At 71.1% G+C, this 20,184-nt stretch carries 17 protein-coding genes; 8 read left to right on the top strand and 9 right to left on the bottom strand.

What is annotated here, in order from left to right:
- The first annotated feature begins 163 nt into the window (after window positions 1-163).
- Window positions 164-1,780 carry a penicillin-binding transpeptidase domain-containing protein gene (locus tag ACWDGI_RS33320; RefSeq protein WP_450765481.1) on the top strand — a complete coding sequence of 539 codons (1,617 nt, stop codon included), beginning with the start codon at window positions 164-166 and terminating at the stop codon, window positions 1,778-1,780.
- Window positions 1,781-1,883: 103 nt separating this feature from the next.
- Window positions 1,884-3,548 (top strand): penicillin-binding transpeptidase domain-containing protein, encoded by a 1,665-nt coding sequence (locus tag ACWDGI_RS33315; RefSeq protein ID WP_450765479.1) that lies wholly within the window; start codon window positions 1,884-1,886, stop codon window positions 3,546-3,548.
- 6 nt (window positions 3,549-3,554) lie between these two features.
- Here the strand turns inward: ACWDGI_RS33315 and ACWDGI_RS33310 are convergent, their stop codons facing one another.
- Window positions 3,555-3,902 carry an SsgA family sporulation/cell division regulator gene (locus ACWDGI_RS33310; protein ID WP_450765477.1) on the bottom strand — a complete coding sequence of 116 codons (348 nt, stop codon included), beginning with the start codon at window positions 3,900-3,902 and terminating at the stop codon, window positions 3,555-3,557.
- 211 nt (window positions 3,903-4,113) lie between these two features.
- On the opposite strand from ACWDGI_RS33310, the gene ACWDGI_RS33305 reads away from it, so the two are divergent.
- The 6 genes from ACWDGI_RS33305 to ACWDGI_RS33280 all read left to right on the top strand — a co-directional run bounded on the left by ACWDGI_RS33305 (window position 4,114) and on the right by ACWDGI_RS33280 (window position 9,153).
- Window positions 4,114-5,163: an energy-coupling factor ABC transporter permease gene (locus ACWDGI_RS33305; protein ID WP_450765475.1), complete on the top strand. Its 1,050-nt coding sequence runs from the start codon at window positions 4,114-4,116 to the stop codon at window positions 5,161-5,163.
- Window position 5,164: 1 nt separating this feature from the next.
- Complete coding sequence (gene cbiQ / locus ACWDGI_RS33300) at window positions 5,165-5,926, top strand: cobalt ECF transporter T component CbiQ (protein WP_450765473.1); 762 nt, start codon at window positions 5,165-5,167, stop codon at window positions 5,924-5,926.
- A complete protein-coding gene (locus tag ACWDGI_RS33295) occupies window positions 5,914-6,681 on the top strand; it encodes an energy-coupling factor ABC transporter ATP-binding protein (protein ID WP_450765471.1) in 768 nt (255 codons plus the stop codon). The genes cbiQ and ACWDGI_RS33295 overlap by 13 nt, the downstream gene beginning before the upstream one ends.
- Window positions 6,682-6,734: 53 nt before the next feature.
- Window positions 6,735-7,196 (top strand): MarR family winged helix-turn-helix transcriptional regulator, encoded by a 462-nt coding sequence (locus ACWDGI_RS33290; RefSeq protein WP_450765469.1) that lies wholly within the window; start codon window positions 6,735-6,737, stop codon window positions 7,194-7,196.
- A gap of 236 nt (window positions 7,197-7,432) precedes the next feature.
- Window positions 7,433-7,837, top strand: a complete 405-nt coding sequence (locus ACWDGI_RS33285; protein ID WP_450765742.1) for an organic hydroperoxide resistance protein — start codon at window positions 7,433-7,435, stop codon at window positions 7,835-7,837.
- 146 nt (window positions 7,838-7,983) lie between these two features.
- Window positions 7,984-9,153: a serine hydrolase domain-containing protein gene (locus tag ACWDGI_RS33280; protein ID WP_450765467.1), complete on the top strand. Its 1,170-nt coding sequence runs from the start codon at window positions 7,984-7,986 to the stop codon at window positions 9,151-9,153.
- A gap of 185 nt (window positions 9,154-9,338) precedes the next feature.
- On the opposite strand, the gene ACWDGI_RS33275 is transcribed toward ACWDGI_RS33280, so the two are convergent.
- The 8 genes from ACWDGI_RS33275 to ACWDGI_RS33240 all read right to left on the bottom strand — a co-directional run bounded on the left by ACWDGI_RS33275 (window position 9,339) and on the right by ACWDGI_RS33240 (window position 20,118).
- Window positions 9,339-9,614: a DUF1876 domain-containing protein gene (locus ACWDGI_RS33275; protein ID WP_450765465.1), complete on the bottom strand. Its 276-nt coding sequence runs from the start codon at window positions 9,612-9,614 to the stop codon at window positions 9,339-9,341.
- Window positions 9,615-9,704: 90 nt separating this feature from the next.
- Complete coding sequence (locus ACWDGI_RS33270) at window positions 9,705-10,586, bottom strand: NAD(P)-dependent oxidoreductase (protein WP_450765463.1); 882 nt, start codon at window positions 10,584-10,586, stop codon at window positions 9,705-9,707.
- 205 nt (window positions 10,587-10,791) lie between these two features.
- On the bottom strand, window positions 10,792-13,545 hold the full coding sequence (locus ACWDGI_RS33265; protein ID WP_450765461.1) for an alkaline phosphatase family protein: 2,754 nt from the start codon (window positions 13,543-13,545) through the stop codon (window positions 10,792-10,794).
- 12 nt (window positions 13,546-13,557) lie between these two features.
- Complete coding sequence (locus ACWDGI_RS33260) at window positions 13,558-14,907, bottom strand: ABC transporter permease (RefSeq protein ID WP_450765459.1); 1,350 nt, start codon at window positions 14,905-14,907, stop codon at window positions 13,558-13,560.
- Window positions 14,904-15,845: an ABC transporter ATP-binding protein gene (locus tag ACWDGI_RS33255; RefSeq protein ID WP_450765457.1), complete on the bottom strand. Its 942-nt coding sequence runs from the start codon at window positions 15,843-15,845 to the stop codon at window positions 14,904-14,906. Before ACWDGI_RS33255 ends, ACWDGI_RS33260 begins: the two co-directional genes overlap by 4 nt.
- A 440-nt stretch (window positions 15,846-16,285) precedes the next feature.
- The gene (locus ACWDGI_RS33250) at window positions 16,286-16,807 is read right to left on the bottom strand and encodes a YbaK/EbsC family protein (protein ID WP_450765455.1); all 522 of its coding nucleotides are present in this window, start codon (window positions 16,805-16,807) and stop codon (window positions 16,286-16,288) included.
- 343 nt (window positions 16,808-17,150) lie between these two features.
- A complete protein-coding gene (locus ACWDGI_RS33245; protein WP_450765453.1) occupies window positions 17,151-19,385 on the bottom strand; it encodes an MMPL family transporter in 2,235 nt (744 codons plus the stop codon).
- Between the two features lie 124 nt (window positions 19,386-19,509).
- Entirely contained in the window at window positions 19,510-20,118 is a 609-nt protein-coding gene (locus tag ACWDGI_RS33240) for a TetR/AcrR family transcriptional regulator (protein ID WP_450765451.1), read from the bottom strand.
- Between the last annotated feature and the right edge of the window lie 66 nt (window positions 20,119-20,184).

Genomic DNA, 20,184 nt, shown 5'->3' with positions numbered 1-20,184 from the left:
TGCCTGGGTATGAGCCACATCCCTGATTTCTGTTCAGACAACAATTAGTCAACATCTGACACAGGGCCCTCACGTCCGCCTAGAGTGCGCACCAGAGCAAGCTTTTGAACGCGTTCACAAAATGCGGCAAAAGCTCACGGGGAACGGGGAGGGGATTCGCACCATGCGCAAGGGGGTCAAGGCGGCCATAGTCGGCGGCGTCTGCACCGTGATGGTGGGCGGAGCCGGATACGGCGCCTACAACGTGCTGTCGGCGGTGCGCGGCGACGGCGGCGGCACACCGGCCGTACGGACCGGACCGCCCACCGCGGAGGAGATCAGGGACACCACGGGCAAGTTCTTCGCGGCCTGGGAGAAGGGCCAGTCGGTGACCGCGGCGTCGTACACGAACGACTCCGCCGACGCCGAACCGGTGCTCACCTCCTTCAGCGCCACCGCGCACATCAAGGACGTGCACATCACGCCCGGCAAGGCGACCGGAGCCACCGTGCCGTTCAGCGTGAAGGGGACGGTGTCCTACGACGGGAAGTCGAAGACGCTCGCCTACCGGAGCACCTTGCGGGTCGTGCGCGGCGAGACCACGCACCGCGCGCTCGTCGACTGGCAGCCTTCCGTGGTCCATCCGCAGCTCAGACGCGGCGACACGCTGTCCACCGGCGAGGCGGCGAGCCCGCCGATCGAGGCCGTCGACCGCAACGGCACGGTCCTCAGCAAGGACAAGTACCCGTCCCTGGGCCCGATCCTGGACGAGCTGCGCAGCCGCTACGGCGACAAGGCGGGCGGCACCCCGGGCGTGGAGCTGGTGATCCAGCACGCGTCCCAGGAGTCCGCCGACACCACGCTGCTGACCCTCGCGGCGGGCAGGGCGGGCAGGCTGCGCACGACGCTCGACGCGCGCGTGCAGGCCGCCGCCGAGACCGCGGTGACGAAGTACGCCGAGTCGTCGGTGGTGGCCGTCAAGCCCAGCACCGGCGAGGTGCTCGCGGTCGCCAACCACCGTGAGGACGGCTTCAACGCGGCCTTCCTCGGCGAACTGGCGCCCGGCTCCACCATGAAGATCATCAGCGCGGCCACCCTCATCGACACCGGGATCACCAACATGAGCGGCCCGGCGCCCTGCCCGCCGACCGCGACCTGGCAGAGCCAGACCTTCAGCAACCTCAAGGGACTTCAGCCGGACCTGAAGGCCACCCTCTCGGACAGTTTCGCGCGGTCCTGCAACACGGCGTTCGTGAAGTACGCGGACTCCGTCCAGGTCGACTCGCTCACCAAGGAGGCCGAGGACCGCTTCGGGCTCGGGCGCAACGACTGGAAGGTCGGCATCCCGAGCTTCGACGGCCGCGTCCCCGCTTCCGGCGGCCCGGACACCGCGGCCAACCTCATCGGCCAGGGCCAGGTGCAGATGAGCCCGCTGAACATGGCGTCGGTGACGGCGACCGCGATGACGGGAACCTTCCGGCAGCCGGTGCTCGTTTCCCAGAAGCTGGACGACCGTGAAGTGGCCACCGCGAAGGGCCTGTCGGCGAACACGGTCGGCCAGTTGCGCTCCATGATGAACCGCACCGCGACCAGCGGCACCGCGGCCGGGGTGATGAGCGGGCTGCACGGCAGCATCGGCGCCAAGACGGGTTCGGCGGAGGTCGACGGACAGTCCAAGTCGAACAGCTGGTTCACCGGCTACCGCGACGACGTCGCGGCCGCGGCCATGACCCAGGACGGCGGCCACGGCATCGACGCGGCCGGTCCGATTGTCGCGAGTGTGCTACGGATCGGTGGCTGAAGTCACTCGCACAGGGCGGGACTCTAGGCTGTTGCAGTCGTTGGGGAGCGTGAGGGCTACGGGGCGGCGGGGGCCCTGGGGAAGTGCGCGGAGGAACTGGACTGTGGGCAAGAGAAGGCGCGTCGTCGAACGACGGAAGAAGAGACCCGCCGTCATCGGCGGGATGATCGCCGTCGTGGTCGGCGGCGCCGGCTTCGGCCTCTACGCGCTGTACGGCGGCGGAGCGGCCGACGCGGCGTCGAAGGCGGCCGCCAAGCCCGTCAAGACCGGGCCGTTGTCGGCGACCGAGGTGCAGACGACGGCGCGGACCTTCCTGGCGTCCTGGCAGCAGGGCAAGGTCACGCAGGCCGCCGCCGTCACGGACGACGCCCAGGCCTGCGTCAGGCTGCTCACCGGCTACGCCAAGGACGCCCACGTCAAGGACGTCACGCTCACCGAGGGCGCGCGCACCGGCGCCAAGGTCCCGTTCTCGGTGAAGGCGACGGTGTCGTACAAGGGCGTCAGCAAGCCGCTGTCGTACGACTCCTCGTTCAGCGTGGTGCGGCGCACCAGCGACGGCAAGCCGGTGGTCGACTGGCATGCCGCGGTCGTCCACCCGGACCTCGCGGACGGCGACACCCTGGCCACCGGCGAGTCCGGCACGCCGCCCATCAAGGCCCTGGACCGCGACGGCGGGGAGATCACCACCGCCAAGTACCCGTCGCTGGGCACGGTCCTGGACGGGCTGCGGGAGAAGTTCGGCAAGAAGGCCGGCGGCAAGGCGGGCGTCGAACTGCGCGTGGTGCGCGGCAAGGCGTCCCAGAAGGCGAAGCTGTCGGACAAGACCCTCCTGGAGCTCAGCAAGGGCACGCCGGGCACGGTGAAGACGACGCTCAGCCCGACCCTCCAGGCGGCCGCCGAGAAGCAGGTCACCACGCAGAAGAACGCCTCGGTCGTCGTCATGCGTCCGTCGACCGGCGAGATCTACGCCGTGGCCAACTCCAGCCACGGCTTCAACGTGGCCTTCCAGGGCTCGCTGGCCCCCGGCTCCACGATGAAGATCGTCACCTCGACGATGCTGTTCGAGAAGGGGCTCATCACCCCGGACGCCTCCCACCCCTGCCCCAAGACGTACAAGCTGGCCGGTTGGACGTTCCACAACGACGACGACTCCGAGATCAAGAAGGGCACGTTCAAGCTGGCCTTCGGGGCGTCCTGCAACAACGCCTTCATCAACTTCGCGCCCAAGCTGTCCAACAGCGACCTGACGACCGAGGCCCAGCAGGTCTACGGCCTCGGCATGAACAACTGGGCCATCGGCGTCCCGACCTTCGACGGCTCGGTGCCGGTGCAGAGCGGCGCGCAGATGGGCGCCTCGCTGATCGGGCAGGGCGGGGTGCGGATGAACCCGCTGAACATGGCGTCGGTGGCGTCCACGGTCGAATCGGGCGTCTTCCACCAGCCGTACCTGGTCTCCCCCTCGGTCGACAACCGGACCGTCGCCAAGGCCTCGCGCACGATGTCCGCGAAGACGCAGTCCGAGCTGAAGGAGGTCATGCAGTACACGGCGGCGTACGGCACGGCCGCCAAGGCGATGGCCGGTCTCGGCCCGGACTACGGCGCCAAGACGGGCTCGGCGGAGGTCGACGGGCAGAAGAAACCGAACGGCTGGTTCACGGCGTACAAGGGCGATCTGGTGGGCGCGGGCGTGGTCCAGGCCGGCGGCCACGGCGGTGACACGGCCGGGCCGATCGTGGCGGCGCTGCTGAAGCTGGGGTCGACGCTGTAGGCGGCGCTAGCCGGCCACAGGGGTGCTCATGTAGGTGCGCCTGAGGAAGCGCAGCAGCGCCTTCGACTCGAACTGCACCACCGCCGTGCCGTGGTCGGAGTGGAACTCCACCACGGCCTGCACCCGCCCCAGCGGCCACACCCGTACGTCACCGCTCTCCGCCGGTGCCCTGAGTCCCTGTTCCAGCAGCGCGCGAGAGAACGTCCACTCGTCCGTCCCGGGCAGGCCGACGCGCACCGATCGCGGATCGGCGTCGGGGTCGTAGCGCAGGACGACGGGCACCGCACCCGGGTCCTCCCGCGCGTCCTCGTCCGTGACGATGTGGGCTCGCGCATACTGCTCGACTACAGACATCGGACTGCCCTTTACGCTCCGTTACCTTTGCGAAAGCTGTGCAACCGCTTCTTCTCCAAATGTCGCACATTTTCCGGATTGCGCTTGCGGAGGCCGTGACATCTCATGCGGTTCCCCGGTGCACCTCGACATCCTTCGACCGGCCTCGGTGTGCGATACACGACTCTCTCGCTCTTGCAAAAGCTTCGCAACAACACATTAAAATCGAACGGTGCACGTACCTGACGGATTCATCGACGCCCCCACTTCTGCGGTCACCGCGGTGGTCGCGGCCGGTGCCCTCGCCGTGAGCCTGCGCGGCGCCCGCCGTGAACTCGACGAGCGCACGGCACCACTCGCCGGCCTGGTGGCGGCGTTCATCTTCGCCGTACAGATGCTCAACTTCCCCGTCGCGGCCGGAACAAGCGGGCATCTCCTGGGCGGAGCGCTGGCCGCGATACTCGTCGGCCCCTATACCGGGGTCCTGTGCGTCTCCGTGGTGCTGCTGATGCAGGGCATCCTGTTCGCGGACGGCGGCCTGACCGCGCTCGGCGTCAACATCACCGACATGGCGATCGTGACGACCGTCGTCGCGTACGCCGTCTTCCGGGGTCTGCTGAAGGTCCTGCCGCGCAGCCGGCGTTCGGTGACCGCCGCCTCCTTCGTCGCCGCCCTGCTCTCCGTCCCGGCCGCCTCCGTCGCCTTCACGCTGCTGTACGCGATCGGCGGCACCACCGACGTCTCCATCGGCAAGGTGGCCACGGCCATGATCGGTGTGCACGTCCTCATCGGCATCGGCGAGGCCGCGATCACCGCGCTCACGGTCGGCGCCGTCATCGCGGTGCGCCCCGACCTGGTGTACGGGGCGCGCGAGCTGCGTCAGGGGCTGAAGTTGCGCGTGAACGGCGTGCTGGTGGACGCGCCCCCGTCACGGCCGGCGCCCACGGCGCCCGTGGCGGCGCGCACCTCGCGGCGCGCGCTGTGGATCACGGGGCTCGCCGCCTCCCTGGTCCTCGCCGGCGTCGTCAGCTTCTACGCCTCCGCCGACCCGGACGGTCTGGAGAAGGTCGCCCACGACAAGGGCATCGACGTGAAGGCGCGGGAGCACGCGACCGCCGACTCCCCGCTCGCCGACTACGGCGTCAAGGACGTCTCCGACGCCCGTCTCTCCGGCGGTCTCGCGGGCGTCATCGGCGTCGGCGTGACCGTCGTCGCGGGCAGCGCGGTGTTCTGGGCGGTACGCAGGCGCCGGGGCGCGGAAGCGCCGTCCGAGGCGCTCTGACATGGGCGCCGGACACGCCCACAGGCTCTATCGGCACGCGCACTCCCCCGTGCACGCGCTCCCCCCGCACACCAAGCTCGCCGCCGCCTTCGCCTTCGTGGTCGTCGTGGTCTCCACACCGCGCACGGCCATGTGGGCGTTCGCCCTGTACGCCGTGCTCCTCGCGGGCGTCGCGCACCACGCGCGCGTGCCCGCTTCCTTCGTCCTGCGCCGGCTGCTGATCGAGGTGCCGTTCGTCGCCTTCGCGGTGCTGATGCCGTTCGTGGCGGAGGGCGAGCGGGTCGACGTCCTCGGTCTCTCGCTCAGCGTGAACGGCCTGTGGGGCGCCTGGAACGTACTCGCCAAGGGCACCCTCGGCGTCGCCGCCTCCGTGCTCCTCGCGGCCACCACGGAGCTTCGCGAACTGCTCCTCGGGCTCCAGAGGCTGAGACTCCCGCCGCTGCTCGTCCAGATCGCCTCCTTCATGATCCGCTACGGCGATGTCATCACCGACGAGATGCGCCGGATGCGGATCGCTCGGGAGTCGCGCGGCTTCGAGGCGCGGGGCGTGCGCCACTGGGGCGTGCTCGCGAAGTCCGCCGGCGCGCTGTTCATCCGCTCCTACGAGCGCGGGGAGCGCGTCCACCTGGCCATGGTGAGCCGCGGGTACGCCGGCTCGATGCCGGTCATCGACGAGGTGACCGCGTCCCGGGCGCAGTGGTCCCGCGCCCTCGCACTGCCCTTGTCCGCTCTTGTCGTCTGCCTGTTGGGATGGGCCCTGTGACTGCTTCCCTGGAGGTCTCCGGCCTCGCCTTCGCCTACCCCGACGGGCACCAGGCCCTGTTCGGGGTCGACTTCACCGTCACGCGCGGCGAGCGGGTCGCGCTGCTCGGGCCGAACGGCGCCGGCAAGACCACCCTCGTCCTGCACCTCAACGGCATCCTGAGCGGCGGCACGGGCACGGTGACGGTGGCCGGACTGCCGGTCGGCAAGCGGCACATGGCGGAGATCCGGCGCCGGGTCGGCATCGTGTTCCAGGACCCGGACGACCAGCTGTTCATGCCGACGGTCCGCGAGGACGTGGCGTTCGGACCGGCGGCGGCCGGGCTGAAGGGCGCCGAACTCGACGCACGCGTGCGTACCGCCCTGGAACGGGTCGGCATGGCCGGCTTCGCCGAACGCCCGCCGCATCACCTCTCCTTCGGCCAGCGACGCCGGGTCGCCGTCGCCACCGTCCTCGCCATGGAACCGGAGATCCTCGTCCTCGACGAACCCTCCTCCAACCTCGACCCGGCCTCCCGCCGCGAACTCGCCGACATCCTGCGCTCCCTGGACGTCACGGTCCTCATGGTCACCCACGACCTGCCCTACGCCCTGGAGCTGTGCCCGCGCTCCCTGATCCTCAGCGACGGCACGATCGCCGCCGACGGCCCCACCGGTGAGCTCCTCTCCGACGACACCTTGATGCGCGCCCACCGGCTGGAACTGCCGTTCGGCTTCGACCCGCGCGCGGCGACGGCCGGACGCGGCGGCGCCTGACGCGTTTCCCTGACGACCGTCCCGCGCGTCCCCGCGTCCGTGACAATGGGCGGGTGACGCATCAAGAGGACACGGGGCCGCCACGGCTGGACGACCAGCTGTGCTTCGCGCTGTACGCCGCGCAGCGCGCCGTGACCGCCGCCTACCGCCCGCTCCTCGACGACCTCGGGCTCACCTACCCGCAGTACCTCGTGCTGCTCGTCCTGTGGGAGCGGGGCGAGACCACGGTGAAGGAACTGGCCGGCGCGCTCCGCCTCGACTACGGCACGGTGTCGCCGCTGCTGAAGCGGCTGGAGGCGGCGGGTCTGGTGCGCAGGGAGCGCGCGGAGCGGGACGAGCGCTCGGTGCTCGTCGTGTGCACCGAGCGTGCGGAGGAACTGCGGGAGCGCGCGGCGCGCGTACCCGGCGCCCTGCTCACGACGACGGGACTCGACGGCGCGGACGTCGTGCGGTTGCGCGAGGAGTTGCGGGCGCTCGCGGACCGCGCGAACGGCGCGGCCACACGCCCGGCGTAGCGCCGGGCGCGCACCCCGACATCGCACGCCCCGCCCCCACCCTGCCCCACCCTCATCACCCCCGCCCTCCTGTTACCCGCGGTTTCCACCCCCTGGTAATCCAGAGACTTCCTACCGGTCGGTACCTTGTGCACGATGTACTTGCACACCATCGTGTTGCCCATCATCGTTTCCACCCTGGGGGAGGTCCCGCCGTGACCGAAGGCGCCACCGTCGACACCCGTCCGACGAAGATCATGTATGTCGCCGAGGCGACCGCGCACGGTGGCCGGGACGGGTATGTGACCAGCCAGGACGGCCAGATCGACCTCAAGGTCGCGATGCCTCCGGAGCTGGGCGGCGACGGCAACGGCACCAACCCCGAGCAGTTGTTCGCGGCGGGCTACAGCTCCTGCTTCCACAACGCGCTGATCCTGGTCGGCAACCGCTCGGGCTACGACCTGACCGGCTCCACGGTCGCCGCGAAGGTCGGCATCGGCCCCAACAAGCGGCGCGGCTACGGTCTCGCCGTCGCGCTCAGCGTCTCGCTCCCGGTCCTGGACGCGGACGTCGCGGCGAAGCTGGTGGACGCCGCCCACGAGGTGTGTCCGTACTCCAACGCGACCCGCGACAACATCGACGTGACGATCGTGCTCGGCTGACCTCACGCCCCCCGCTCAGGCACACCCCTGAGGCACACCCCACTGAGGCACAGCTCACGCCCGTACCGCCCCGGTACCGAGGAATCGCGGGCCCCGCGGGTGCGTTGCCCCCAAGGGTGCAGGCGATCAGGAAGGATGTGGCGGGCGTGGACGTGAACGGCACTGTGGCCGAGGGCTTCGAGCCGGTCAGGGACGCGTTCGCGAAGAACTTCGAACTGCTCGGGGACCGGGGCGCGGCGGTCGTCGTGTACCGGGACGGGCACCGGGTCGTCGACCTGTGGGGCGGGGCCCGGGACTTCGACGGGGACGTCGGCGAGGCGCCCTGGGAGCACGGCACCGCCCAGATCGTGCGCTCGGCGACCAAGGGCGTCGCCGCCGCCGTACTGCTGCTTCTGCGGCAGCGCGGGGAACTGGACCTGGACGCCCCGGTGGGTGACCTCTGGCCGGAGTTCAAGGCGGCCGGCAAGGAGCGGACGCTGGTGCGGCACCTGCTCGCGCACCGAGCGGGCGTACCGGCGCTGGACCGGCCGCTCACTCCGGAGGAGGCCGCCGACCCCGACCTGGGCGCGGCCGCGGTCGCGGCGCAGGCGCCGGTGTGGGAGCCGGGCACCGATCACGGGTATCACGCGCAGACGTACAGCTGGCTCACCGGTGAGCTGGTGCGGCGGGTGACCGGGCGGGGCGTCGGCGAGTGGATCGCGGACGAGATCGCCGGACCGACCGGTGCCGAGCTGTGGCTCGGGCTGCCGGAGGCGGAGCACGCGCGCGTGGGGCGTGTCGGGCCCGTCGAGGCCCCGGAGGCCGCCGGTGCGCTGCGGACCCGGCCCAAGCGGGCCGTCTCCGAGGCGTATGCCGACCCCGGGTCGCTGACCCGCCGGGCGTTCGGCGCGATCAGCCCGCTCCCGGACGAGAACGACCCCGCCTACCGCGCGGCCGCCCTGCCCGCTTCCAACGGCATCGCCACCGCCGACGGCCTGGCCCGCTTCTACGCCTCCCTCGTCGGCGAGGTCGACGGCGGCAAGCGGCTGTTCGCGCCGGAGACCGTGGAGCTGGCCCGCGCCGAGCAGTCGGCGGGGCCGGACCGGGTGCTGGTCGTCTCCACTCGCTTCGGGCTCGGCTACATGCTGCACGGCAGCGCGTCCCCGCTGCTCTCCCCCGCGTCCTTCGGCCACCCGGGCCGCGGCGGCGCGCTCGGTTTCGCGGACCCCGAGTCGGGCATCGCCTTCGGCTATGTCACCAACGGCTTCCGCAAGAGCGTGACGGCGGACGCGCGGGCGCAGGCGCTGGTTCGGGCGGTGCGCACGGCGTTGGCGTAACCGCGCCGCCGTACACGCCCCGGCGCCCGCGTACGCCCCTCGACACACGCGCCCGCGCTCAGAGCTCGGCGCCCCGCGCGGGCACGCCCTGCACGCCCGTCGCGCGCGAACCCCACACGCCCCGGGCGCGCGAACCCCGCACGCCCCGCGCAAGCACGGCCTCACCCCCGCGCGCCCACACTTCCTCACACGTTGATCGGATGCGAGTGCCGCCCGGAGTCCGCGTCGATCTCGCCGTGCGCCTTGCTCAGCAACTGCATGGCCAGTTCGTTCATGGCGCGGGCTCCCGCGATCTCCTCCCCGACTCTGGGCTGGTTGCTGTCGGATTCATGACGGCTCGCATGGCCGTGCGCGCGTACTTCCGTGCCGTCGGGCAGCCGCACCATGGCGACCGCGCGCGTGTGCGTGTCGTCCTCCAGGAACTCCAGCTCGACGTGCCATCCCACAGCGGTTTGCATCATGGGGACCACCTCCGCAATCGCTGCTTCCAGGGTGCTCCCTCGGGGCCCCGCCCGTCACGTCGGCACGGGACGCGCCGCCCCGCGCGCGGGTCACTTGCCGTCGAAGCTCGCGAAGTACGCGGCGGCCATGTCCTCGTCGGCGTGCCCCTGGCCGGCGGCGCGGGCGAAGCGTTCGGCGGCCGCCTCGGCGACGTCGAGGCGCACGCCGTGGCTCGCGCCGGCGGCGACGATCAGCCGGGCGTCCTTCCCGGCGGTGTCCACGGCGAAGGACGGCGGGGTCAGTCCGCCGTCGAGGATCAGCGCGGCCTTGGCCCGCAGATAGCCCATGTCGAGCGGGCCGCCCTCGATCAGGTCGAAGAAGTTGTGCGGGTCGACGTCGAGGCCCTGGGCGAGGGCCACCACCTCGCCGGCCGCCGCCGTCACCGCGAGGACCCAGCTGTTGGCGACCAGCTTGAGCCGGGTCGCGGTGGCCGAGGACCCGTCGTCACCGGTCCACAGCGTGCGGGCGCCGACGGCGTCGAATACCGGGGTGACCGTCTCCCGGCCCTGTTCGGGCCCCGCGGCCAGGACGGTGAGCTGTCCGGCCTCGGCGGGCTGGCGGGTGCCGAGGACCGGGGCGTCGTAGAAGACCAGGCCGTGCTCGCGGGCGAAGGCGGCCAGTTCGGGGATCTGGTCGAGTCCCGCGGTGGTGGACTGCGCCCAGACGACCCCGGGCCGCAAAGCGCCGGCGGCTTCGCGGACGGTCTGCAGGGCGGTGTCGCCGTCGTACAGCATGGTCAGCACGACGTCGGCGCCCTCGACGGCCTCGGCGGGAGTGTCGGTGACCTGGGCACCGTCGGCGGCGAGGGGTTCGGCCTTGGCGCGGGTGCGGTTCCACGCGCGGACGGTGTGCCCGGCCTTCAGGAGGTTGCGGCCCATCGCGGCGCCCATGATGCCGGTGCCCAGCAGGGCCACGGTCGGCTTGTCGGTCATGACGTCTCCCTGTCCTCGTACGTTCCGCAGCAAGCTTGGCGCATGGCGCGGCGGCCTGCGCGCGCCGGCCTGGCCGCACCAGGCCGTCCCCGGGACCGGGGAGAGGGCGTGTGGGGGCGTGGGAGGGCGTGGGGAGGGCGTGTGGGGGCGTGGGAGGGCGTGCGGGGCCCGGCCAGGGCCCCGCACATGACGGCCTGGCGGCCTGTCAGCCGTCGTTCTCCGAGGACGGGAGGTAGGCGCCCGGTACGTCGTCCGGCGTGTAGATCTTCTTGTCGCCGGGGTAGGGCTTGGTCCAGTTGTGGGTCTGGTACCAGGTGTAGCGGTTCATCTGGGTGGGGTTGGCGTAGTCGGGCACGGCGTTCGGGCCGGTCAGCCGCTGGTGCGAGGCCCAGGTCTTCCACTGCGCCGCGAGCGTCTTCTTGGCCGCCGGCACCGAGACCGTCGTCGGCGCGGCCGCCGCCTTGGTGTCCTGGGCCGCCGGGGTGTCCGAGCCGCAGGACGGCTGCGGGTTCACGCCGAGGGTCAGGGAGGTCCGGTTGGGGACCGCCGTGAACGGCGTGTCGTCCGCCTTGCGGGTGAAGGCCCCGTACATCGGGGTGGCGGCGCTGTCGAGCTGGTTCATCGGGTGTATCCCGAGGATCTGCTCGACGGTACGGACCATGGTGATCTGCGAGTAGTAGTGGTCGTCGACCGTGCCGTGCTGGGCGTACGGGCTGATGACCTGGACCGGCGCGCGGTGGCCGTCGACGTGGTCGAGGCCGGCCTGGGAGTCGTCCTCGACGACGAAGATCGCCGAGTCCTTCCAGTACTTGCTGTGGCTGATCTCGTCGACCATCCGGCCGACCGCGAGGTCGTTGTCGGCGACCTCGGCGGCCGCGTTGGCCGGGCCGCCGGTGTGGTCGTTGGAGAACCAGAACATGTTCAGGTTCGCCGGGCCGTTCTTCTCGAAGTCCTGCTTCCAGATCTGCTCTTTGTAGATGTCCGGGACGTCGAGGTCGAACAGCGGGAAGCCCTGCACCGACACGTCGTTGAGCGAGGGGATCGCCGACCCCGTCTTGATGGGGTAGGCGGTCGATGCCCCGGTCGCGGCCATGTTCTTGCTGTCGCAGTACAGGTTCTGCCAGTTCGCGCCGGCCGGCTTGCTCTCGTACGACTGGAACTCGCCGAAGTCCTTGACCGACCTGCCGGCCGCCTGCGCGCCGGTCCAGATGAACCCGGTCTTCTGGTGGCCGAGGACGTCGTTCTCGGTGTCGTAGCTGCGGGTGTACTCGCCGGCCGACGACTCGGTGTACTCCGGGTTGTCGGACTGCATCAGCCAGTTGTGGCCCTCGGCGGAGTTGGTGCCGATGTCGTAGAAGTTGTCGTACAGCCCGAACTGCTGGGCCAGCGCGTGCTGGTTGGGCGTGACGTTCGCGCCGAACTGGGTGAGCGAGGGGTTGCCGTCGCCCTGCGGGAGGTCGCCGAAGACCTGGTCGTAGGTGCGATTCTCCTTGACGAGCAGGAAGACGTGCTTGATCGTCGAGGGGTCGCCGATCCGCTTGGGGACCGGGACGGCCTTCTTGTCCCTGTTGCCCTTGGCGGTCTTGACCGAGTTGGACGTCCAGCCGTTCTGCTTGAACACCTTCGCCGTCTCGGACCTGACGACCTGGTCGCTCGGCATCGTGAACCGGGTGAGGCTCGACGTGGTGTCGTGCGTGTTGTGACCGGCGGCGTCGGGGCGCAGCGCGTCGATGCCACGGGCGTTGGCGACGACGACCTGCTTGCCGAGGGCGGTGATCCCCGACGGGAAGTAGTCCGTGGGGAGCAGGCCGACGAAGCGGGCCGGCTGCTGCGCGGAGGTGTAGCGGTAGACGGCGACGGCGTTGGCGCGGCCGAGCGTCACCAGGAGGCGGCCGTCGTCGGTGAGGGTGACCGCGTTCGGCTCGTAGCCGACGGACGCCTCGGGCCACGGCTGGGTGGCGATGGTCTGGACGACCCTGTCCTTGTGGCTGTCGATGACCGACACGCTGTTGTCGGCGGTGTTGGTGACGAACACCGCGCCCTGGCTCGCGTACACGGCGGTCGGGTGCAGACCGACGGCGATGGTGCCGACGGCGGCGGACGGGTCGGCGGTGTCGATGACGCTGACCGTGCCGGTGGTGGACGCGCCGGTCTTCGGGTCGGCGACCACGTCGGTGCCGTAGGAGTTGATGGTGGTGTCGCCGGCCTTGGCCGGACGCCCGCCCTCGTTGCTGACGTAGAGCTTGCCGCCGACCAGGGCGAGACCGCGCGGGGCGTTGCCGACGGCCCAGGTCTGCTTGATCGTGCCGGTCGCCGCGTCGATCGCGACCACCTTGTTCTGGCCGTTGACCGCGGAGTACACGGTGGCGCCGTCAGCCGAGAAGACCGCCGCGCCCACCAGCGCCTGCTTGGTGCCGTCGGCCGCGATCGGAACGGCCTTCGGGCCGGTGAGGGTGCCGTCCGCGTTGACGGTGAACCTGGTGTAGCCGCCGGCCTGGCCCAGCCACAGCTGCTTGCCGTCGGGCGAGTAGGCCGGGCCCTCCTGGCCGACCGCGCCACTGCTGATGCGCAGGTCGTCCGCCGCGTTGGTGCCGACCTTCTGCTTCACCTGCCCGGTCGCCAGGTCCATGATCACCAAGGAGGCGTCACCGTCGGCGACCGAGGCCGCGAGGTGGGTGCCGTCCGGGCTGACCGTCGACGACATGATCTTGCCGTCGTTGATGACGGTGCGGCTGCCGTAGGGGTTGATGTACTGGTCGGCGGAGACGACCTGGCCGTTGGCAGTGGTCTGGCCGACCTGCTGGGTGCCGAACTGGTACGTCGAGGCGACCGCGGTGCCCGTGACACCGAGGGCGACCGCGATGCCCGCCGTCACCAGTACGGCGCGGCGGCCGACATGTCTGCCGAAGAGGTCGACGTGTTTCTTCTCGATGGTCCGACGCCGGCGGGTTACCTGCACGGAACTGTCCCTTCAGTGGGTTTCGAGCAGATCGACGTTGCCGTCGAACTGCCAGAGCGGGTTCGGGGCGTCCCCGGTCGACGTCCGCACCAGGAAGTAGCCGTTGACTTCCTTGGGGCCGTCGCCGTCGGCCACGAACCGCCCGTCCGAGGTGATGTCGAGCTGGTAGATCGCCGTCCCCGTGACCGCGACGCCGGGGAGGTGCCAGCTCACGACGCAGCGCCAGTCGTTGCCCGCGCCCTCCTGGGCGGCCCGGCCGTCGCTCTTGGTGCACGCCGCCGTGGCCCGCAGCCGGGCCTCGGTGACGGCGGGGCGGTGGAGCTGATCGGTCTGCAGGCGGTAGAGGTGGGCGAACACCGTGGCGAGGGACTTCTGGACCTTGTCCTGCTCGATCCCGGAACCCGTCGACGGCGTGGCCACGGCGACCGCTGCGACGGTGACGGCGGTCAGTGCGGCCAGCGGCAGCACGCCGAGGGTGATCGCGCGGCGCCCGGAACCGTCGTAGGCCGGATTGGTGAAGTCGCGCCGTACGAACAGCACATGGGCCAGTACGGTCGCGAGCACCGCCCACACCAGGCTGACCGCGACGGCGGTCAGGAGCGGGGCGAGCTGGGCCGGGCTGGTGAACAGGCCGTTCCAGGAGATGAAGGCGTAGGTGGGCAGGGCGAGGCGCACGGCGACGGGCAGCGGCAGCATCTGGGCGACCGACATCGCCAGCGCGACGATCGGGGGCAGCAGCAGCCCCATCGGGGAGCGGCCCAGCGCGACCGACCCGAGCAGTCCGATCGCCGCGAGGGCGAGGGTCGGTGCGAGGGCCGCGATCCAGGAGAGCAGGACCCGGCCGGCCGCGTCCCCGGGCGTCAGCAGATGCCCGTCCAGTCCCACCAGGGGCTGGTTGCCGACCGCCGCCAGTCCGCCGACCGCGCTGGAGACGGCCAGCCCGGCCACCAGCAGCAGGATGACGGTGAGGCTGGCCAGTGACTTCGCCACGAAGATCCGCGCGGGCGAGCGGACCGCCACCAGCAGATGACGCCAGGTTCCGAGCCGGTCCTCGGAGGCGAACACGTCACCGGCGACCACCGAGGTCAGCAGCGGCAGCGCCCAGGTGCCCGCGAAACCGAGGATCACCAGCGGCCCGGCCCAGCCCGTGGCGTGCATCCAGCGGCCGAAGAGCGTGTCGGAGGGGAGCGTGCTCTGCTGGCTCACCCCGGCGACGAAGAGCGCCGGCGCGATCCAGCAGGCGAGCACCAGCAGCCGGATCCGCCACTGGGAGACCAGCTTGACCAGTTCGAACCGGTAGCCGCGGGAGACCGGCACGCGGCGGGCGGCGGGCGGGCGTCGGGTGACGGTGGTCGCGGTCACCGGCCGGCCTCCTCTTGTTCGGTGAGGGCGAGGAACGCGGCCTCCAGCGGTGATACGACGGGGGCGAGTTCGCGCACCGCGACGTCCGACCGCACGACCTTCGCGACGAGTTCGTCGAGGGCGGGCACCAGCGCGCGGACGACGAGTACGTCGGCGTCCTGTCGTACGCCGCTGTCGTCGACGATCCGGACGCCCTCCGTGTCGGCGGCGACCCGGCGCGCGGCCTCAGGGTCGGAGGTGCGCAGCCGGTAGTCGAGTTCACGGTTCTCGGCGGCCAGCTTGTTCAGCGGGCCGGAGAAGACGACCCTTCCGGTGGCGAGGATGGTGACCTCGGAGCACAGGGCCTCCAGGTCGTCCATGCGGTGGCTGGAGAGCACCACGCCGGTTCCGTCGGCGGCCAGCCGGGTGAGGACGCCGTGCACATGTCTCTTGCCGGCCGGGTCCAGGCCGTTGGACGGCTCGTCGAGCACGAGCAGCCGGGGGCGGGTGAGCAGGGCGGCGGCGAGCCCGAGCCGCTGGCGCATGCCGAGGGAGAAGCCGCGGGTCCTGTCGTCGGCGACATCGGTGAGCCCGACCTCGCCGAGCACGCCGTCGATGCCCGCCGGCCCCGTGTCCAGGCCGCGCAGGGCCGCCAGCGCGGCGAGGTTCTGCCGGGCGGTGAGCGAGGGGTAGAGGCCGGGCGCGTCCACGAAGCCGGCGACACCGTCGGGGGCGGCGAGCGTCCGCTCGACCGGCGTGCCCAGGATCTCCAGCCGGCCGCCGTCGGCGACGGCCAGGCCCAGCAGCAGGCCGAGCAGTGTCGTCTTGCCGGCGCCGTTCGGTCCGACCAGGCCGTGGATCTGGCCTTGCGTCACATCCAGCTCGACACCGTCGAGTGCGACGATGTCACCGAAGCACTTGGTGATCCCTCTGGCCCGGACAGCGTGGAGTGCGTCCATGAGTCCCACGAGTCCCTTCTTCCGCAACTCGCAGGGACCCTACGGAGAACACACAACCCAGGCACAGGCGGTCGGCTGAACGTTCGAAGAACGGTTCGTCAAGGCAACGGCAAGTCATGGAGCCCGCAAGCCGACTTGGCGCCGGAGCGGACGGCCATGCAGTGGGCTCACGCATGACGGCGGCGACCGGTGGAATCACCCGGAGGGCTGACGTACGACCGCGAGGATCGGTGGAATCACCGGGTGGGCTCACGCACGTCCGAGGCAACCGGTGGAATCACCCGGTGGCTCGCGTACGACCGCGAGGATCGGTGGAATCACCCGGTGGGCTCGCGTACGACCGCGGCAACCGGTGGAATCACCCGGTGGGCTCACGCACGACCACGGCAACCGGTGGAATCACCCGGTGGGCTCACGCACGACCACGGCAACCGGTGGAATCACCCGGTGGGCTCACGCACGTCCACAACGGTGGCCCCGGCGTGTTCGATCAGGGCGGCGGGCGGGATCGGGAAGACGGCGTGCGGGTCGCCCGCGGCGGCCCACACCACGTCGTGCCGCAGCAGCGCGCGGTCGGCGAGGACGCGCGTGCGGGTACGGTGCCCGAACGGCGGCACGCCCCCGATGGCGTACCCGGTGGTCTCGCGTACGACGTCCGCCTTGGCCCGGGTGACCTTCTCCGCGCCGAGTTCCTTGCGCACCAGCTCCACGTCGACGCGTGAGGCGCCGTCCATCAGCACCAGGACCGGTACCCCGTCGGCCGCGAAGATCAGCGACTTGCAGATCTCGCTGAGCTCGCACCCGATCGCCGCGGCGGCCTCGGCGGCGGTACGGGTCGCGTCCGGGAACCGCCGCACCCGCGAGGTCAGTTCGCCGAGCCCCAGTTCCGCCAGGGCGGCGGCGAAACGAGGGTGGGCTCCGGGACCCCCGGCGTCGGCGTCAGTGGCGGCTGTCGTCGTCATAGGGGGCACGCTAACCAAGCGGGCGGGGCGATGCGAGCGGTTAACACCGGGCCGCGCGCCCGCGGTGGCGGCACGCGCGGGCGGCTGTGGTCGCGGCACGCGCGGGCGCCCGGGGCCGTGGTGCGCGCGGGCGCCCGAGGCACGCGCGGGCGCCCGAGGCCGTGGCACAGGCGGGCGCCCGCGGCCGTGGCACGCGCGGGCGGCTGTGGTCGCGGCACGCGGGGGCGCCCGAGCCGTTGGTGCGCGCGGGCGCTCGCGGCGATGGTGCGCGCGGGCGCGAGGAAGCCGGTGAGGGCGCCCCGTCCCCACGGACCCTCACCGGCGGTCTTTCACGAGCCGTGTGTCAGGCGCGTACCAGCTCGCGGTCCTCGTCGTCCTTGCCGGAGTCGTCGCCGGCGTTCCTGTCGGACAGGGCGCGCAGGCCCTCGCCCTCGACGTCGACGTTGGGCAGCACGCGGTCCAGCCACTTCGGCAGCCACCAGGCGCGCTTGCCGAGCAGGGCGAGCACGGCCGGGACGATCGCCATGCGGACGATGAACGCGTCGAAGAAGACGGCGATCGCGAGGCCGAAGCCGATCATCTTGATCATGGACTCGCTGGAGCCGATGAAGCCGGAGAAGACGGCCATCATGATGACGGCGGCGGCCGTGACGACCCGTGCGCCGTGCTTGAAGCCGGTGACGACGGCCTGGCTCGGCTTCTCGCCGTGGACGTACGCCTCCCGCATCCGGGTCACGAGGAACACCTCGTAGTCCATGGCGAGGCCGAAGACGACGCCCACCATGAAGATCGGCATCATCGACATGACCGGGCCGGTCTCCTCGACGCCGAGCAGGCCGGACAGCCAGCCCCACTGGAAGACCGCGACCACGGCGCCCAGGGCCGCCATCACGCTGAGCAGGAAGCCGAGGGCGGCCTTCAGCGGGACGAGGATCGAGCGGAAGACCACGATCAGCAGGAGGAAGGCGAGGCCGACGACCAGGACCAAGTAGGGGATCAGGGCGTCGTTGAGCTTCTGCGAGACGTCGATGTTCATCGCCGTCGAGCCGGTGACCAGGACCTTGGCGTCCGTGTCGGCGGTGATCTCGGTGCCCTGGTCGCGGATCGCGTGGACCAGGTCCTCGGTGGTGGTCGAGGACGGCTTGGACTTCGGGATGACGGTGATGGTCGCGGTGTCGCCGGCCTTGTTGGCGGCGGCCGGGGTCACCGTGACGACGTCCTTGAGGCCCTTGATCTCGTTGTCGACCTTGTTGAACGCGGCCTTCGGGTGGGCGCTGTCCTTGGCGTCGACGACGACCATGAGCGGGCCGTTGAAGCCGGGGCCGAAGCCGTCGGAGAGCAGGTCGTAGGCGCGGCGCTGGGTGGTCGAGGTGGGCTGGGAGCCATCGTCGCCGAGGCCGAGCTGCAGGGAGGACGCGGGGACCGCCGCCGCGCCGAGGCCGACGACGCCGAGCAGCAGGACGGCGACCGGGCGCCGTACGACGAAGCTCGCCCAGCGGGTGCCCATGTTGGGCTTGTCGGCGTGCTTCTTCTTCGCGCGGCCGCCGCCGAGCAGCTTGCTCTTCTCACCGGCCGGCTTGATCTTGCGGCCCGCGAAGCCGAGCAGCGCCGGGATGAGGGTGAGGGCGATCAGGACGGCGACGACGACCGTGCCCGCGGCGGCCACACCCATCTTGGTGAGCATCGGGATGTTGACGACGGAGAGTCCGACCAGGGCGATCACGACCGTCAGACCGGCGAAGACGACCGCCGATCCCGCCGTGCCGACCGCGCGGCCGGCTGCTTCCTCGCGTTCGCGGCCCTCGGCGAGCTCCGCACGGTAGCGGGAGACGATGAACAGGGCGTAGTCGATGCCGACCGCGAGGCCGATCATCGTGGCCAGTGTGGAGGTGGTGGAGCCCAGGTCGAGGGCGCTGGCCAGGGCCGTGATCGTGGAGACGCCGATGCCGACGCCGATGATCGCGGTGAGCAGCGGGAAGCCGGCCGCGAGCAGTGAACCGAAGGTGATGACCAGGACGACCGCGGCGATCGCGATACCGATGACCTCGCTCGAGCCGGTCTCGGGCGTGGCGCTGAGCGCGTCGCCGCCGATCTCCACGGTCAGCCCGGCGTCCCGCGCGTCCTGCGCGGCCGCCTTCAGGGCGTCCCGTGAGGAGTCCTCCAGCTCCATGCCGGAGACCTTGTACCTGACCGAGGCGTACGCGATCCTGCCGTCCTTGCTGACGGCCTTGCCCTTGTAGGGGTCGGCGACCGAGTCGACCTCGGAGCCGCCGGACAGTTCCTTGACGGTCTTCTTGACGGTCGCCTTGTTGAGCTTGTCCGTCATCTTCTCGCCGGCGGGCGCCTTGAAGACCACGCGCGCGGTGGCGCCGTCGGAGCTGGTGCCCGGGAAGCGCTGGTCCAGCAGGTCGAAGGCCTTCTGGGCCTCGGTTCCGGGGATGGAGAAGGACGTGTTGCCGGCGGCGGGGGCACTGGCCGCGCCGACTCCGGCGAGGGTCAGCAGCGCCACCCATATGAGGGCGACGAAGTGCCGTCGCCTGAAGGCGAGCCGGCCCAGTTTGTAGAGGAACGTGGCCACGAGGGCGTACTCCCGGTCAGGTCGTGGGGTATTCAGGGCAGGGGTGATCAACCCGGTGGGTGGCAGGGGTGATCGGCCCGACGACGTGAGCGAAGGCGTCAGGTGGGCTGGCTGTGGGGAGGGGTCAGCCGGTGGTGGGCGCGCCGAGTGCGGGGAGCACTACGGCGTCGATGTACGACAGGATGAAGGCCTGGTCGGGCGGCTGCTCGTCGATCAGGGAACGGGCGGCGAACCCACCGATCATCATGTGCATCAGGAAGTCGATCGCCGGGTTGTCCGCGCGGACCTCACCCCGGTCGATGGCACGCCGCAGCACCTGGTTGAAGTCGGCCATCTCGGGCCCGATCAGATGCTCCTTGAACGCTTCCAGGAGGTCCGGGTTGCCGTGGACCGCCATGGCGAGACCTCGCATCAGCGCGGAGTTCTGCTCCATCTCGCAGTCGTCCGAGCGCAGGGTGAGGGCGTGCAGATCACCCCGGAGCGAGCCGGTGTCGATCTTGCCGAGGCCCGCGCCCCCGGGCTTGTTGTGCCGGACCGCCTTGGCCACCAGTTCGGCCTTGCCGCCCCACTGGCGGTAGAGGGTGGCCTTGCTGGACTTGGTACGGGCGGCGACGGCGTCCATGGTGAGGGCGTCGTAGCCGACCTCACGGAGCAGGTCGAGCACGGCCTCGTACAGCTCGGTCTCACGCTCGGGCGTGATCCGACTGCGACGCGCCGTTGCGACCTCAGCCATGCCACTCACCCTTCCCTGTTCCATCGGCAATCGGGTGCGTACATCCTGCACCTCGCTGCGTACATA

It is taken from the genome of Streptomyces sp. NPDC001220 (assembly GCF_053597895.1).
This window is presented reverse-complemented; position numbering and strand designations above follow the sequence as displayed.

Coding starts and splice junctions, on each gene's coding strand:
- ACWDGI_RS33320 (WP_450765481.1), top strand. CDS start 164: ATGCGCAAGGGGGTCAAGGCGGCCATAGTCGGCGGCGTCTGCACCGTG.
- ACWDGI_RS33310 (WP_450765477.1), bottom strand. CDS start 3,902: ATGTCTGTAGTCGAGCAGTATGCGCGAGCCCACATCGTCACGGACGAG.
- cbiQ (WP_450765473.1), top strand. CDS start 5,165: ATGGGCGCCGGACACGCCCACAGGCTCTATCGGCACGCGCACTCCCCC.
- ACWDGI_RS33295 (WP_450765471.1), top strand. CDS start 5,914: ATGGGCCCTGTGACTGCTTCCCTGGAGGTCTCCGGCCTCGCCTTCGCC.
- ACWDGI_RS33285 (WP_450765742.1), top strand. CDS start 7,433: ATGTATGTCGCCGAGGCGACCGCGCACGGTGGCCGGGACGGGTATGTG.
- ACWDGI_RS33275 (WP_450765465.1), bottom strand. CDS start 9,614: ATGATGCAAACCGCTGTGGGATGGCACGTCGAGCTGGAGTTCCTGGAG.
- ACWDGI_RS33270 (WP_450765463.1), bottom strand. CDS start 10,586: ATGACCGACAAGCCGACCGTGGCCCTGCTGGGCACCGGCATCATGGGC.
- ACWDGI_RS33255 (WP_450765457.1), bottom strand. CDS start 15,845: ATGGACGCACTCCACGCTGTCCGGGCCAGAGGGATCACCAAGTGCTTC.
- ACWDGI_RS33250 (WP_450765455.1), bottom strand. CDS start 16,807: ATGACGACGACAGCCGCCACTGACGCCGACGCCGGGGGTCCCGGAGCC.
- ACWDGI_RS33240 (WP_450765451.1), bottom strand. CDS start 20,118: ATGGCTGAGGTCGCAACGGCGCGTCGCAGTCGGATCACGCCCGAGCGT.